Origin of the sequence: Klebsiella sp. 10-1, assembly GCF_009758445.1 — a bacterium.
GTDB classification, from domain to species: Bacteria; Pseudomonadota; Gammaproteobacteria; order Enterobacterales; family Enterobacteriaceae; genus Klebsiella; species Klebsiella scottii.
The window spans coordinates 49,729-65,357 of the sequence record NZ_WQRE01000015.1 but is presented as its reverse complement, the minus strand read 5'-3'; the positions used below and the strand labels follow the sequence as shown (position 1 = coordinate 65,357).

15 protein-coding genes and 1 pseudogene are annotated in these 15,629 nt (G+C 51.9%); 12 read left to right on the top strand and 4 right to left on the bottom strand.

What is annotated here, in order from left to right:
* Together GO007_RS27810 and GO007_RS27805 are read right to left on the bottom strand one after the other, a co-directional pair.
* Positions 1-65, bottom strand: a 65-nt coding sequence (locus GO007_RS27810; protein ID WP_189339852.1) for an ogr/Delta-like zinc finger family protein, incomplete at its 3' end; no start/stop codon positions are given.
* Positions 62-799, bottom strand: a complete 738-nt coding sequence (locus GO007_RS27805; RefSeq protein ID WP_095105539.1) for a glycoprotein 3 — start codon at positions 797-799, stop codon at positions 62-64. The genes GO007_RS27805 and GO007_RS27810, both read right to left, overlap by 4 nt.
* Before the next feature lie 541 nt (positions 800-1,340).
* On the opposite strand from GO007_RS27805, the gene GO007_RS27800 reads away from it, so the two are divergent.
* From GO007_RS27800 to GO007_RS27780, 5 genes are read left to right on the top strand one after another with little or no spacing between them, the layout of a single operon-like run.
* On the top strand, positions 1,341-1,607 hold the full coding sequence (locus tag GO007_RS27800; RefSeq protein ID WP_004174792.1) for a helix-turn-helix transcriptional regulator: 267 nt from the start codon (positions 1,341-1,343) through the stop codon (positions 1,605-1,607).
* Positions 1,604-2,155, top strand: coding sequence for a host cell division inhibitor Icd-like protein (locus GO007_RS27795; RefSeq protein WP_095105537.1), 552 nt, complete (start codon positions 1,604-1,606; stop codon positions 2,153-2,155). Before GO007_RS27800 ends, GO007_RS27795 begins: the two co-directional genes overlap by 4 nt.
* On the top strand, positions 2,152-2,379 hold the full coding sequence (locus tag GO007_RS27790; protein ID WP_073553593.1) for a hypothetical protein: 228 nt from the start codon (positions 2,152-2,154) through the stop codon (positions 2,377-2,379). Before GO007_RS27795 ends, GO007_RS27790 begins: the two co-directional genes overlap by 4 nt.
* Positions 2,376-2,696 (top strand): DUF5375 domain-containing protein, encoded by a 321-nt coding sequence (locus GO007_RS27785; RefSeq protein ID WP_004152206.1) that lies wholly within the window; start codon positions 2,376-2,378, stop codon positions 2,694-2,696. The genes GO007_RS27790 and GO007_RS27785 overlap by 4 nt, the downstream gene beginning before the upstream one ends.
* A gap of 13 nt (positions 2,697-2,709) precedes the next feature.
* A complete protein-coding gene (locus tag GO007_RS27780; protein WP_095105535.1) occupies positions 2,710-5,043 on the top strand; it encodes a primase-like DNA-binding domain-containing protein in 2,334 nt (777 codons plus the stop codon).
* Positions 5,044-5,279: 236 nt separating this feature from the next.
* On the opposite strand, the gene GO007_RS27775 is transcribed toward GO007_RS27780, so the two are convergent.
* Entirely contained in the window at positions 5,280-7,412 is a 2,133-nt protein-coding gene (locus GO007_RS27775; protein ID WP_095105533.1) for a CHAT domain-containing protein, read from the bottom strand.
* A 1,129-nt stretch (positions 7,413-8,541) separates the two neighbouring features.
* Here GO007_RS27775 and GO007_RS27770 point away from each other — a divergent pair.
* Positions 8,542-9,007 (top strand): annotated as a pseudogene (locus tag GO007_RS27770) (IS30 family transposase); the annotation flags it as partial.
* Positions 9,008-9,042: 35 nt separating this feature from the next.
* Here GO007_RS27770 and GO007_RS27765 read toward each other — a convergent pair.
* On the bottom strand, positions 9,043-9,438 hold the full coding sequence (locus tag GO007_RS27765) for a VOC family protein (RefSeq protein WP_095105531.1): 396 nt from the start codon (positions 9,436-9,438) through the stop codon (positions 9,043-9,045).
* 122 nt (positions 9,439-9,560) lie between these two features.
* Here GO007_RS27765 and GO007_RS27760 point away from each other — a divergent pair, with 122 nt between their 5' ends.
* The 6 genes from GO007_RS27760 to GO007_RS27735 all read left to right on the top strand — a co-directional run bounded on the left by GO007_RS27760 (position 9,561) and on the right by GO007_RS27735 (position 15,628).
* Complete coding sequence (locus tag GO007_RS27760; protein WP_095105529.1) at positions 9,561-10,454, top strand: LysR substrate-binding domain-containing protein; 894 nt, start codon at positions 9,561-9,563, stop codon at positions 10,452-10,454.
* A 387-nt stretch (positions 10,455-10,841) separates the two neighbouring features.
* A complete protein-coding gene (locus GO007_RS27755) occupies positions 10,842-11,714 on the top strand; it encodes a MurR/RpiR family transcriptional regulator (protein ID WP_095105528.1) in 873 nt (290 codons plus the stop codon).
* Positions 11,715-11,740: 26 nt separating this feature from the next.
* Positions 11,741-12,715, top strand: a complete 975-nt coding sequence (locus GO007_RS27750) for an agmatinase (RefSeq protein WP_045854814.1) — start codon at positions 11,741-11,743, stop codon at positions 12,713-12,715.
* 54 nt (positions 12,716-12,769) lie between these two features.
* A complete protein-coding gene (locus tag GO007_RS27745) occupies positions 12,770-13,558 on the top strand; it encodes a transporter substrate-binding domain-containing protein (protein WP_095105527.1) in 789 nt (262 codons plus the stop codon).
* A gap of 50 nt (positions 13,559-13,608) precedes the next feature.
* Positions 13,609-14,979 (top strand): MmgE/PrpD family protein, encoded by a 1,371-nt coding sequence (locus GO007_RS27740; RefSeq protein WP_157349418.1) that lies wholly within the window; start codon positions 13,609-13,611, stop codon positions 14,977-14,979.
* Positions 14,969-15,628: an amino acid ABC transporter permease gene (locus GO007_RS27735; RefSeq protein ID WP_095105524.1), complete on the top strand. Its 660-nt coding sequence runs from the start codon at positions 14,969-14,971 to the stop codon at positions 15,626-15,628. Before GO007_RS27740 ends, GO007_RS27735 begins: the two co-directional genes overlap by 11 nt.
* Position 15,629 lies beyond the last annotated feature (1 nt).

Here is a 15,629-nt window from a genome sequence, read left to right as displayed (position 1 = left end):
TTCTCCGACAGATAGCGGGAGGTGCGGGCATGCGCCGACTTTTTGCAGAACGGACAGTGCATCATGGCAGCAGCCCCCGCGCTTTCAGGTCAGCCTCGCGCTGACGGATTTTCTCCTGCCAGACTTTTAGCTGGCCGGGTGTGCTGGCGGCGTCGTGGTCCATATGCGCAAGCGCGACGGCCGGGAAGCCGGTCAGGGAGAGCACCGGCTCATCCGCTGGCGTGACGGAGAAGTCGCTCACTTTCCTGGTCAGGAAGGTCACCACCTGATGCATGACCTCTTTCTCCGGCTCAGTGTACCCCTGATGGCCGGTGGTGTTGGCTAGCGGGTTTGCCATCACATCCGCTTTCAGCACCATCGCCCGGACCAGTGGCCCGAGGGTGTCGTTCAGCGCGCGGTCGAGCTCTTCCTTCGCGTATTCAGACAGTACGGCATGATGCGCCTGGCGGAATGCCTGCGCGGTGCTGTTGCAGGCGACTTTCAGCAGGTCACGTTCAAAGGCCAGCACTTCGGTCAGGTTGTCACATTCCTGCGCCAGCTCCCGGCGGGCCACGCGTTCGATATGGCCGCTTTTCAGCTCATCGGTCAGCATGGCGCCCCCGGCACGGAAAGCGGCGCGCCAGGTGCGGGTATCGCTGCCGTTGTCCTGCTCCAGCTCCGCTTTCTGTTCCTCCGCGCGGGTAATGGCCGTCAGGGTGTCCTCCATCCGGCGGGCCTGTTCAAGATGGGCCGCTCTGGCTGCGGCCAGTCGCTCCAGCGCCGGTTTCAGGTAATCAGGGATAAAGGGGGTGTCGGTCATGGCAGGTTTCCTCGTGATTTCAATATGAGGTGATTCTGCCGGGGCACACACAACAACACGACCTGTTGCGGTTGTGGCAGTGCTGGCACAAACAGGACGTCAAAACCCGGCTTGCCAGAGAAAGGTCTCAGGAAAAGCCTACTCACCGTTTGTTTTTTTACATATAACTGTTCACTACTGTTCACTTTAAATAAAAAGATAAGTAATACAGTAAGTTAAGTGATGAACAGTTGAGAGTGGAAGTGTTCACCGACTGTTCACTACTGTTCACCTTTCTGTTTTGACGGAGTCCTGCTCATTTAGTCTTTTTTGCGATTAAAAATGAAGAATATATAAATAAAAGTAATCAGAAATGGGCCACCAGTTTGCCAACGTTTACCAAAAGATGGCCAACGTTTGCCACTGTCTAAAAATCGTTCTGTTGTGTGGTGGGCCACTACAAAATGACTTGTTGCCCTCAGGGAAAATATTCACAAAATAGAGAGCTACCCGAGGCCGGACGGACACGACCGGCACTGTATGGACTTTATGAGGTAGCCCGATGCACACCGCTTTTTCTTCCCCGTCTTCTGCCCCTGCCGCGCCGCTGATGCCGGTTTCTGATGCCGTTCACGAGCGCTTTATTCGCCTGCCCGAAGTGATGCATCTGTGCGGGCTGTCCCGCTCCACGATTTACGACCTCATCAGCCGGGAGGCTTTCCCGAAGCAAATCTCCCTCGGCGGAAAAAACGTGGCGTGGGCGCAGTCGGAAATCACCGGGTGGATGGCTGACCGTATCGCCGAACGCAACCGGGGTTACGACGCATGATGATGCCCGTTCCGCAAACAGCCCCTTTTTCTGGCTTGCTTCCCTTCGTCGTTTCCAGGTATAGTTTTCTCGCTGCCGCAAAATCGGCAGCCGGGCGTAGGAACCCGTGTTTAACTATGGCGACACCAGACGCGCCTTGCGTCTTTTTTTGTGTCTGTGCCTTGATGCACCCATTCAATACACAGTGGCCTTTTCGCCATTGTGGGTATCGCGTAATGGTGGCTCAGGCGGGGCAGCCTTCGGGCTGGCCGGTTCTCATAGTTACCGGTATTCCTACCCCCGTCTGGGCTACCACCCATGAGCGTAGGAACTCCGGTGGTGGCTGTAACCAGCTAACTATGGAGGTTGCCCTTATGGCTACGATCCTCACCCCGTCACACCCGCAGTTTGTCTTTGTGTTTGCCGCCGTTCGTCGCGCAGACCGTAAACCCCGTATCTGTATGCTCCGCGCCGTGGCCGGGGATGAACACGCCGCACGCCTTTCCCTCGTTCGCGATTACGTCCTCTCGTTTGCCGGGCGTCTGCCGGTGGCGGAGGTGCGCGCATGAGACACACTACCATTACCGCCCGTGACCTCGAATGCCTGGAGCATATGCGCAATGTCGGTCAGCTCGTCAGCAACCTGATGCAGGTACAGGACTGCGCGACCGTTCGCCGTGACCCGGCGCAGCAGTTACAGCTCACCTCCGTGATTTACCTCATGACCGCCCAGCTCGACGGCGTGGTCGAGCGCTGTCATCACCGCTGGTTCACCGGGGAGGGCAACGTATGAAAACGCCATTGCCGCCCGTATTGCGCGCGGCCCTGTATCGCCGCGCTGTGGCCTGTGCCTGGCTGACCCTGTGCGAACGTCAGCACCGCTATCCCCACCTCACCCTCGACGCGCTGGAAAGCGCCATCGCTACCGAGCTGGAGGGCTTCTACCTGCGCCAGCATGGCGAGGAAAAAGGCCGTCTGATTGCCTGTGCATTACTGGAAGATTTGATGCAGGCCGGGCCGCTGAAAGCCGCCCCGTCTCTGTCCTTCCTCGGGCTCGCCGTGATGGATGAGCTCTGCGCCCGCCATATCACATCGCCTGTACTGCACTGAGGGAGAAAAAACCATGAAAATGAACGTAACGGACACGGTAAAACAGGCGTGCGGCCACTGGCCTCGCATTCTCCCGGCGCTGGGAATGAAAGTGATAAAAAACCGCCATCAGGCCTGCCCGGTGTGTGGCGGCGCTGACCGCTTTCGCTTTGATGACCAGGAAGGGCGCGGCACATGGTACTGCAACCGGTGCGGCGCCGGTGACGGTCTGAAACTGGTTGAGAAGGTGTTCGGCATATCGGCATCCGAGGCCGCCGGGAAGGTGAACGCCGTCACCGGCCACCTGCCGCCGGTGGCCCCGGAGATGGTGGCGGCCGCAGACGCCGGAACGGAGGCCGACCGCAAAGCAGCGGCCGCGCTGGCCGTCAGACTGCTGGAGAAAACGCGCCCGGCCACCGGCAACGCCTACCTGACCCGCAAGGGCTTTGCACGTCGTGAGTGTCTGACGCTGACCACGTCGCACAAAACCGGCGGTGTGGCCTACCGTGCCGGTGATGTGGTGGTGCCGCTGTATGACGGGACCGGCGCGCTGGTTAACCTCCAGCTCATTAATGCTGACGGTCTTAAACGCACCCTGAAAGGCGGGCAGGTCAAAGGGGCATGCCATCTCATCGACGGACAGAAACAGGCCGGGAAACGCCTGTGGATAGCGGAGGGCTATGCGACTGCCCTTACTGTGCATCACCTGACCGGAGAAACCGTCATGGTGGCGCTGTCGTCCGTGAACCTTCTTTCTCTGGCGAGCCTGGCCCGTCAGAAACACCCGGCCTGTCAGATTATCCTCGCCGCCGACCGTGACCTTAACGGCGACGGCCAGAACAAAGCCACTGCAGCCGCTCAGGCCTGTGAGGGCGTTGTCGCCCTGCCGCCGGTATTTGGTGACTGGAATGATGCGGTGATGCTCAGAGGCGAAGACGCCACGCGGAAAGCCATTTATGCCGCCATCCGGCCAGCGGCACAAAGCCCCTTCGACACCATGAGCGAGGCGGAATTTACCGCCATGAGCGCCAGCGATAAGGCGATGCGGGTGCATGAGCATTACGGCGAAGCGCTGGCCGTGGATGCCAACGGCCAGCTCCTGTCCCGCTATGAAAACGGCATCTGGAAGGTGATAACGCCGTCTGATTTTGCCCGCGACGTGGCCGGGCTGTTTCAGCGCCTGCGCGCCCCGTTCTCATCGGGGAGAATTGCCTCGGTGGTGGAGACCCTGAAACTGATTATTCCGCAGCAGGATGCACCGGCACGCCGTCTGATTGGTTTTCGCAACGGGGTGCTCGATACCCGCTCAGGTATATTCAGCCCGCACAGCAAATCACACTGGCTGCGCACCCTGTGCGATGTGGATTTTACCCCGCCGGTGGAGGGGGAAACGCTGGAAACCCACGCGCCGAACTTCTGGCGCTGGCTCGACCGCGCCGCCAGTGGCAACCCGACAAAGCGTAACGTGATTCTGGCCGCGCTGTTTATGGTGCTGGCGAACCGCTACGACTGGCAGCTCTTTCTCGAAGTCACCGGCCCCGGCGGCAGCGGGAAAAGTATTCTGGCTGAAATCGCCACGATGCTGGCCGGAGAGGATAACGCCACGTCAGCGGACATCGACACGCTGGAAGACCCGCGCAAGCGCGCCTCCCTGATTGGTTTCTCGCTCATTCGTCTGCCTGACCAGGAGAAATGGAGCGGTGACGGTGCCGGACTCAAGGCCATCACCGGCGGTGATGCGGTCTCCGTTGACCCGAAATATCAGAACCCATACTCGACGCATATTCCGGCGGTCATTCTGGCGGTCAACAATAACCCGATGCGCTTCACCGACCGCAGCGGCGGCGTGTCGCGTCGCCGGGTAATTATCCACTTCCCGGAGCAGATAGCCCCGGAGGAGCGCGACCCGCAATTGAGGGATAAAATCGCCCGCGAGCTGGCCGTGATTGTGCGCCAGTTGATGCAGCAGTTCAGCGACCCGATGAGTGCCCGCGCGCTGCTCCAGTCGCAGCAGAACTCAGACGAGGCGCTCAGCATCAAACGCGATGCTGACCCGACGTTTGATTTTTGCGGCTATCTGGAGGCGCTGCCGGAGCCGGACGGAATGTATATGGGGAACGCCAACATTATCCCGCGCCAGCCTCGCCTGTATCTGTATCACGCTTATCTGGTGTACATGGAAGCCCATGGCTACAGGAATGCGCTCAGCCTGACCATGTTCGGCAAGGGGCTCTCAGCCATGCTGAAAGAGTACGGTCTGAATTATGAGAAGCGCCGCACAAATCAGGGCATGCAGACCAATCTCGCCCTAAGGGAGGAAAGCAACGCCGACTGGCTGCCGAAGTGCGATGAACCCACCGCTTCATAACCTACCCGGACCGGCATTGCCGGTCTTTTTTTACCTGCACACCGGGCAGAGTGAACAGTAAAGTGTTCACTGTTCACCAAGCATTCACCGTGTAACATAATGAAAATAAACAATAAAAACACCTAGTGAACAGTGTGAACAGTTTTTCCAGAAAAAACTTTTTACTCCCAAAAGTTATCAGACCGCTCTGTGCCAGAAACGGAAGCTCGCGATTTTAGCTTAACTACATACAATTGTTAATCTTTGAGACTTATTGTGATTGCATCTGGAAAACCAATTTGGCTATAGCACATGGTCTCGGTTATGAATAATTTCCTATCAATAAAACTAATTACATCTTTGAGCGTGAGTCCTGTTAACTTCACCAATTTATTTATTACATAATCGAACCAATCATGATGAAGCATGTTTATATATATGTTAATATCAATGGCATCTTCTTCCCATGAGTTTTTCGGTATCAACCCTTCACGCTCAAACCCTCTTATTAAATCGGTCGCATAGGACATTCTAAGAAAAACAGAAAGAAATAGCCTTACATTAACATGCGTGAAATTTTTGGATAACGTGGAAGGAAACTCGTAAAACCGATAGATCAGTCGGCTGACAAAAACAGCGGAGTCTACCGCATTTACTGGCAGTAATGTTCCGATGACACTTAATGCACCACTTATAACGAAACCATTAGCAACAGAGGCATGAGAACCACTTAGAGCAGATGTTAAACACGCACTAAGAATTACGATAGGAGGAATCCTTGCAACTTTCTTCAAATTCCAAGTGTCTACTTTATCCTCACCTATTATTAACCATCCATTACCTTTATTGCCATCATGATTTCCATGGCAGTCTATAACAAGAATGTAACCTTGATATTGATTTAGAGCATCTATAAGTTCAATTCTCGTTCTAACATCAATAATCTCACAGTCAAGATCTGGCATCTGTTTCTTGAATATTTCAATAGCATTCTCTAATATGAACTTTAAGTGATCATCTGGTTCAAAAGAACGTATAATTAAAATCTTCTTTAGCTCAGATGCTTTAACTAAAGCTCGTGGGAAATCTGAGGTGTTCTGTAGAAGAACGTTGCCAGGTGTGGCATTTATTCTTGATATCTCATGACTAAACATAATAGGTATATTGTTAAACCTTATCCAGTCCAATGGTACATCACAAACAAAGGATAAATCGTTATAGTTTTGGGTTATATATGTTCTCAACTTGAAACCAAGGGCTCTTTTAATGACAGTATTGAATGCTTTAGATTTAGTAATGAATTGTTCACTATTTATCCCTGATGAAATTGCAAGATCTTCAAGTTTTTTCAAATAATTGGAGTAATGATTTATAGCGTTTGGCATCCTTATCGCTGGGATTTCCTTATTCATACTAAGTAAAGCAATTGCAGCCGTTGTTAACCGCATTTCAGAACGTCTCAGCGAAGTGAAGTAACGGAAAGCAGGGCTTTTGAAAAGTTCTTTTCTATCCGGGTCTACATTAAGTCTGATCCCGGAATAGCCAGGGTTTCGTAACACTCCATCGATAAGAATTTTTTTCTCAACTAAGGATAAATCTTGCGTTATTAAATCATAAAATTGATTGTTTTTATCATATAAAAATGAGTGCATGCCCGGAGCAAAAAGTAAAACCTCCGTTGGTAGTGGTATGTCTAATTGCTTTAAGCATTCGATGTATGCTTCAACACTTTGAAGTATTGTTCCTATAAATTCTCTTTTGCTACTACCATCTTTAATTCTTTTAGGTGACGATAACATATAGCCAAGTGATTCAATTAACAATTCATTGGGAAGCGTTGAGTTGCTAAGTGTCGATTTCCAAGTTGATTTATAAAAGAAAGATCCTCTTCGCTTTAAATTTGTGGATATTTTCTTCTCGCCACTAATTTTTCTTATTTTGTTTTCAATGAATTTAAAGCGAGAAAAGAGGATTTTATCAAAAGAGTATATGCTATTGATTTCTTTCGGTTGTAAGTCTGCATGTTTAGCATTGCAACATATAATCGGAGGGATATCAAAACGCTTTTTGAGAGTACAAACATATGAAAAATCATCTTGAACACAAAAAATTAGACAGAATGGTGTTTGATAAAGATTTGGTATGTTGTCAATATTTTCTTTAGATATCAAAATAATAGGGTTTTGCCCGTTTAGCGAGGGCTGGGAATTATCATTGTTTTTGATAAAAATATCACTGATTTCTTTTGGTGTTTTAGCTAATAAAAAAAGGATGTCTGATATCTCTGAGTTGAGAATACCAGTATCGAAACCCTGGATTATAGTTTGTTTTCCCGTAGTAGGCATTATTACAACTTTAAGTATAGCCCCGTATTCCTGTAGTAGTTCCATCAGACATCCAAATTAGCAAACTAAATTAATAATTTATACTTCATAACTGCAAGGATTAGCAACCAATAATTTTTATTTTGATTTTGAGGTAGGGGGGAGTTTTTTTACCCCTATATGTATTCGAGGCAATAAAGCCAGGCAGAAGTAATGTTAACGATTATAAATGAAAGTTGACCTGCTCCCCGTTGATAATCACACGCCAATGTTTGTCTTGCATCCGGGTGATCATGACAAATGCTAACTTCCGCTTCTCGCTCACAGCAGACTATAGCGCTTGTACCTATAACCTGTGGAGGTGAACAGTAAAGTGTTCACTGTTCACCAAGCATTCACACGCTAACACAATGAAAATAAATAAAAAAAACTCTCAGTGAACAGTGTGAACAGTTAAATGCAAAAAAACTTTTTCTTACTGAGAATTGAGCTCAAAAAAAGAACGCCATCGACGATATGTATAGGGATGTGTATAGATTTATTTATCGATCTTAAATTTCACCTATATATCAACACCTTGATTTGATTTGTTGATTCCTATTATCGCACCATCAAAATCAATAAGTTACAGAAAGCACTATCCTGAAAAACCTCTTTGGGGTTACACCAGGGTTACTTTTTTCCCCGCGGCCAACGCACTTAAGCTCACTGTTCTTATCGCTGAACCAGGGCATCAAAACTGCCATACACTGTTCAGGATAGAAGCCCCCCGCGATGAGATGTTTAAAAACACTTTAGCTTCGATATGAAGTGTCTTTTGGCATGCATACGCTTTTTATATCTTCAGCCTTAAAAAAATATTTTCATATTGATATCAATATATTAATAACAGGCTGCTTCTTAAAAAAGCCGTTAAATATGTTAAGAATTGTTAAGGTTAAAATCGGGTTTTTACCGCAGGAACGCCCTCTCTCGTCTTTCTCACAGGAGAGTTTGGATTTCGAAGGGTTGTTATGAAAATTATTGTCCGATCAGGCTGAGGCTCAATCTGGCGCAAATAAAATGCGCCAATGAGATCCTTAACGCCTCCGGTCATGCCCTCAGTGCAGTACAGAATCACTCTAGCCTGCTCTATCGCGCCTCTGAAGAGGCGGGGACCCTTGACTATTGCCGACGAAATAACATCACGTTCTTTACGTATATCGTCACCCTGGTAGAACGCCATTCCCGCTTTGTTATGCTGGCCAAAATCAGGGACAACAAAGACCATAACGGTTATATCTGCGCTCATCAGACAAGCCCGGGAATTACCTGTTGAGCTTTATAAAAACATTAACATGGGATCGGGGGGCTGAAATGACCAGCCACACCCGATTTACTGTAGCGACAGACATTCAGGTTTATTTCTGTGATCCTCAATCTCCCCGGCAACGTGGCTCAAATGAAAATACGAACATATTGCTCAGACAATATTTCCAACAGGAACTGACTTATCGGTTCACAGCCAGCAAAGGCTTAACAGTGTTGCCGGACAGCTCAACGAAAGGCCGAGAAAAACGCCAGATTATGAATCACCCGTAGAACGGTTCAATAAGTGTGTTGCATCCATCGGTTGTACTCGCAGCACAAAGCGGACATTCCGGATGCTAATAAATAGCTAATACAAATAGTTCCCAGCCATCCGGCAGGCTTGTTTTCACAGTGGTTGAAACAGTGTTAACTGTAATCCTGCTGGCGCTTCCAGACGATTATTCAAAGAATTAAAGGGCGTCACCCTTGGTTTTGAGAGCATACGCGCGCCTCCCTCCACCAAAGTTGCGGTTGCTGTGGCAATGTCTACCACCTCAAACGCTACCCGTACCCAGCCGGAAACTCGCTCACCGACTTCAATATTATCGATGTAAGCAGCTGTCGCTGGTTCTACCAACTCTAACGTAGCTTTGCCCGCCTCAAGTATTGCCACCCTACCTTCATCAGGTGGGACAGCACTAATTTGCGTCAATCCAAGTCTATCGCGATAGAAGGAAAGCGCATTATCAAAATCTTCTGTAGTGATTACTAAACGAAGCTGTTTTACCGCTGTTTTAGACATGGTCATCTCCTGATTAACTCAATGAATAATTTTCATCTTCTATGCTGCAAGTAAGAAGATATCTTGATGTTATATAGTTAATCAAAATCATAATTCTCAGCTAAAGATGTAAAAAACTCATCATGAAAAAAAGACTTCCGCCTTTACGTTCACTACAAGTATTTGATGCAGTAGCAAGACTAAAAAGCTTCAAACTGGCCGCTGAAGAAATTGGCGTTTCGCCAACGGCCATCAGCCACCAAATCCGACTGCTGGAAAGTCTGCTGGAGGTTAGTGTATTTGAACGAACACCACGCAAGGTAGAACTCACCGCTAGCGGGAAGATTCTGCAACGGGCCTCCATTCAGGCCTTCCGGTTGCTAGAAAATGCGGTGGAAGAAATTGTTGAGGTACAACGTCCAAGAGTTCTGACGCTAACAGCCACCACCGCGATGATCACTCATTGGTTGGTACCGAGACTACCGGCGCTGATGCGCGAGTTCCCCACAATAGAACTACGACTACATGCCGATGACTGCATTGTGGATTTGCGCAGCAGGAAGATTGACATGGCCCTGCGCTACGGTACTGAACCGGATGAGCAGTTGGCACCACGCCTGCTATACCGGGATCGTTTCGTGCTGGTCGCCAGCCCACAGCTCACCTTGAAGACGCCAGAGGATATGCTACAAGTCACGCTGCTTCATACCGATGGTCGCCGGATACCACAACCTGTGCCAGACTGGCAGCGCTGGCGCAATGAATTTGGCCCAGCGGCGCTGGATATTAACGCCGGGCCACGGTTCACCGACGAGGCTCATGTAATTCAGGCTGCGATTGCAGGACAGGGGGTGGCTATTGTCAGTGAGTTGATGGCACAACATGCTCTGAGAGACGGGTTGCTTGTTGCCCCTTTCAACACAGCCTTATCCGGTGCAGCACATTATTTCGTCAGCAATCCCGAAGGTAACCACCACCAAACCATAAAGCAACTTGCCGAATGGTTATCGGCAGAAATGGCTCCCCAAAAACCGTGATGCGGTTGAGATTCCTACCCATTAAGTGTGACCGGATTCTTCTGATGGGAGCTCACGCGAACCCGCTTTGATTGCCCTAAATTATGCCCTCATTAGCGCTGCCCTGCCCCATAAACACTTTTTTTGCTCCATCAGCAAACAGTCGACGCCCTACTCTGGTGCGCAAAAAACGTACAGCAGCACGTCGTTAACGACCTTAAAAAATAACGCCGCCACTTTTTTCACGCCGTTTTGAATCAGACTAATCATTCCTGGGATCAACGTTCCCTCCCTATGCCACCAGGGTGTATTTCCGCGGGTTTAATTTTGATTCATTCCAATCAATGAAAATCATCTTTGGCACATACGTTGCAATTGTGATTGTGTCAAACCGAAAGGGAATAACATATGGAACAGGCTGAAGTTATCTCCAGACTAAAAGCAATGTACGAACAGCTCCCCCGTCAGGAACGACAGGCGGCCAGCTTTGTGTTAGACCACGCCCAGGAAGTGGCGGTGATGTCGATGCGTGAACAGTCACGTCTTGCCGGCGTTCCGCCTTCCACGATGACCCGTTTGGCAAAACGCCTCGGACTCGGCGGCTACGATGCGTTGCGTGAAGTGTTTATCGCCACCGTACGTGCCAAAAGCAGCATCTATGAATCACGAGTGCCGGGGCTGGTTGCGATGAATAAGCAGGGAGAAGACTCTTTGCTGCGCGATCTGGCCGCCACCACGCAGGCCCATATTGAAACACTGTGTCGTCAGGAGAATCTTGAGGCGATGATCCGAGCCAGCAGGCTGCTGGCAGACGCGCGGACCATTTACTGTCTGGGGCTTCGCTCATCGTTTCCTGTCGTCTTCCATTTTCAACATGTCAGCGCCTGGTTCGCCAATAATGTGCGCCTGATTGATGGCGCAGGCGAAAGCGGCATGATGACGCTGATGGGGGAGATTAATGCCAAAGATGTGCTGCTGGTGGTCAGTCTGGCCCCCTATTCCCGACGGGCCGTCACGCTGGCCCGCTATTTAGCCCAACGGAAAATCCGTGTTGTCGCAATTACCGATAATGCCAGTTCTCCTGTCGCAAGATTGGCCGCGGAATCAATATTGGTACAAAAGAAAACGGCGTCGTTTTTCGACACCATTACGCCAGCCTTATTAGTTAGTGAATTACTGGTGGCATTATTTGCCGCCAACGCCCGGACCGATATTCACTCGGCAGTGAAAAGAACCGAAGAGCAATTATGGGCCACCGGAGAATGGTGGAGTCTTAACTAGTTATTCACGACAGACCAGAGGATAAAATGAGATATAAATCCGAAATGACCACCGCACCGAAACATGGTCATAAGAGCCTGCTTTATTCCGAAGTAGTCAGTGATTTAAATACGTTGGATCGCGTAGATATCGCCGTATTAGGGATTCCTTATGGCTCGCCTTATTCCATTGATGAGGTCACCAACGATCAAACCAATGGACCAACGGCAGTGCGCCAGGCGACCGATCGCGCGGTGCGCAGCATTGAGCGTTACGATTTCGATATTGGCGGCCCGCTGATGGATAATCAGGATATTCGCATGATCGATTGCGGCGATATCGCAGGCGATGCGCGTGCCCTTGGTCAACATTACGAAGCGGCCGAAGCGGTGGTACGTAAAATTCTGCAACTGGGCGGCATGCCGCTGGTGATTGGTGGCGACCACGGCATTCCGATTCCGGTTCTGCGCGCGCTGGATGAACTGAATGAAACCATCACCCTGATTCATGTCGATGCTCATCTGGACTGGCGTCAGGATGTCAACGGCGTGACCGATGGTTACTCCAGCCCCATTCGCCGGGCCTCGGAAATGAAGCACATCGGCGAAATCTGGCAAATTGGCCTGCGCGCAAACGGTTCGGCCCGCCAGGAAGAGGTGGACGCAGCGCTGGAATATGGTGCGAAATTGATTCCTGCCCATCAGCTGCATGATGAGGGTATCGACAGCCTGTTAGCACGTATTCCTGATGGCGGTCATTATTATATTACCTGTGACGCCGATGGTATTGACCCAACGATTATGCCTGCGGTCAACGGCCCGGCATTAGGCGGGGTAACCTATCACCAAATGCGTAAATTAATTCACGGTCTGGTGGCAAAAGGCAAAGTCGTGGGCATGGATCTGGTTGAAATCACGCCGAAGAAAGATATTAACCAAATTACCGCCATTACCGCCTGTCGGTTCTTTGTCAATTTAATTGGCACTGCAGTGCGCGCGGGTTATTTCAATAAAAATAGTTAATCCGCCTCATGACCGCGCATTTACGTAACAATAACCTGAACGGGAAATAATGAGATGAAAAAACAGTTTGCATTTGCAGCAATGCTGGGACTCGCTTGCACATTCTCCAGCCTCTCCGCCAGCGCCACCGATTTGCTGGATACCATTATGCAGCAAAAGGTGGTGCGTATTGCGGTCCCTCAGGATTACGCCCCCTATGGCTTTGTGGGGAGTGATATGCAGCCGCAGGGCATTGATATCGACACCGCCAAACTGATCGCCGATAAACTGGGCGTGAAGCTGCAGCTGGTGCCGGTCACAGGCCCAAATCGCGTCCCCTATCTGCAAAGCGGTAAAGCGGATATGACCATCTCCTCGCTGGGTAAAACCGCGGAGCGCGCCAAAGTGATCGACTACAGCATCGCCTATGCGCCTTTCTTTGATGCGGTGTTTGGCAAGGCCGGGGTGAAAGCCAGCAACGCCGACGAGCTGGCGGGCAAAACGGTCTCGGTAACCCGCGGCTCGATGCAGGATGAAGAGTTAACGACCCTGGCACCGAAAGCTAACGTCAAACGCTTTGAAGATAACAACAGCACTATCGCCTCGTTCATGTCCGGCCAAACGCAATTAGTGGCAATCGGTACCACCGTCGCCGGCGCGCTGAAGCAGAAAAACCCCGACCTGGATATCCAGTTAAAAGTGATTCTGGCTAACGCCCCGTGCTACGTCGGCCTGCCGAAAGGTAACCCCGCGCTGGTTGCCAAAGTGAATGAAATTCTGCGCGCCGCGAAAGCCGACGGCACTATCAATCGGATCTCGCAGAAGTGGCTGGGTGCGCCAGCAGGCGATCTGCCTGAATCCTGAGCATTATGGCTCCCTGCGGGCGGGGAGTCTTTTCTCTGGCGAGGAATAACATGAACCATTATGCAACCCATATTTTGGCCCGGCAGGCGGCGGCCATAACGCTGTCGTCGATCCCAGGCGACGTGCGGCGGGTCGCCTGTCGCGCGCTGATCGACACGCTGGGCGTGGCGTTGGCTGGCAGCACGATGCCGATAGTGCAGCGTCTGAAACGGACGGTAATGAGCGAGGGTAAGGCCAGCACGCTGGGCGGCACGCTGCGCGTCAGCCCGCTGGACGCCGCGCGGATCAACGGTTGTGCCGCCCACGCGCTGGATTTTGATGACAACTGCTACGCCGGATTCGTCCATGGCTCCGCAGTCATCATCCCGGCCGCACTGGCAGTGGCTCAGCAGTATGACCGCGACGGCGCCAGTCTGCTGACGGCCATTGTCTCGGGCAGCGAATGCCAATACCGGCTCGGCGAAGCGCTGGGCCAGCAGCTGTATCAACGCGGATGGTGGACAACCGGGGTTCTGGGCGTGGTGGGCGCCGCCGTTGCCGCCGCCCACCTGCTACGCCTGGATACGCCTCAGGTTGCGCACGCCATTGCGTTAGCTCTCGCCGCCGCTGGCGGCAGTAAAAGCGCCTTTGGCAGCGATGCAAAAGCCGTGATGGCCGGACTGGCCGCCGAGCGAGGCGTTCAGGCGGCGCTGATGGCGCAAGCGGGAATCACAGGTCCGCTCAATACGCTGGAGCATCATTACGGATTGCCGGCCTTGATGAACGATGCCCAATGGCGGCCGAAGCGGTTAACCGCTCCCGGCTGGCGCTTGCTGCAGCCGGGGCTGGACGTTAAACGCATCCCGGTATGCCTGTCTGCTCACGCGGCCGTCGATGCGGTTGTCGCCCTGGTACAACGGCATACGCTTGCGGTGGATGGAATCAAGCAGATCCAGTGCGATGTGCCGCAGATCGTGATCGCCAACCTGATTTACGCCGATCCGATGACTCCGCAACAGGCGCAATTCAGCCTGCCCTATGCCATCGCCGCCACGCTATTTTATGGTGAGTTAACCCTGAACCAGTTGACGCAGGCGTCGCTGGAACCGGCGGAGCTCCATGCCCTGATGGCGAAAGTCAGCATCACCAGCAGCACGCAGTGGCAACACCCGCAGAGTTTGCAAACCGCCCCGGAAGGTGCCTGCGTCACCCTGAATCTGAAATCGGGGCGGCAGCTCAGTTGCCGTGTCGATCGCGCTCTGGGCAATGCCGCCAATCCCCTGAGCGATGAGGCCCTGGATGACAAGTTCCTGTCATGCGCCCAGCGTGTGCTATCCGCGACCACGAGTCGTCGCCTTCTGGCTCAGCTACGCCAGGTTATCGCCCTGCCCTCCGTGGCGCAGCTGTCACGACTACTGGAGAACCAAGAACATGAGCTTTGATTTTTCGCCGGTATTGAGCCAGTGGCCAATGCTGCTTAACGGCATTGTCATCACCCTCATGATGACGCTGGCGGCCACGCTGCTGGGCATTACCCTGGGGATTGCCTGCGGCTGGGGGCGCGCCAACGGCCCGCACCCGTTACGGTGGCTCATTGCCAGCTATGTCGAGCTGGTCCGCAATACTCCCTATATCATCCAGCTGTTTTTTATCTTTTTTGGCCTGCCGGCGGTAGGCGTACAGATGTCGGCGCTGACGGCCAGCGTGCTGTCGCTGATCCTCAACCTTGGCGCGTACGCCAGTGAGATCGCCCGTGCTGGTATTGAGAACACGCCGCGCAGCCAAATCGAAGCGGCGCAGAGCCTTGCGTTAAACCGCTGGCAAATTTTTACCCGCGTGGTGCTACCTCCGGCTCTTGGTAGAGTCTGGCCCGCGTTGGTCAGTCAGGTCATTATCATCATGCTGGGTTCGGCGGTATGCAGCCAGATCTCAACCGAGGAGCTGTCGTTCAGCGCCAACCTGATTGCCAGCCGCACCTTCCGTAATTTCGAAGCCTACATTATCGCCGCCGCTGCCTATCTGGTATTAGCAATCGCCGTGCGCCAGATTCTGAACTGGATAGGCCCGCGCTTTATTTTCCGTCGACCTTGAG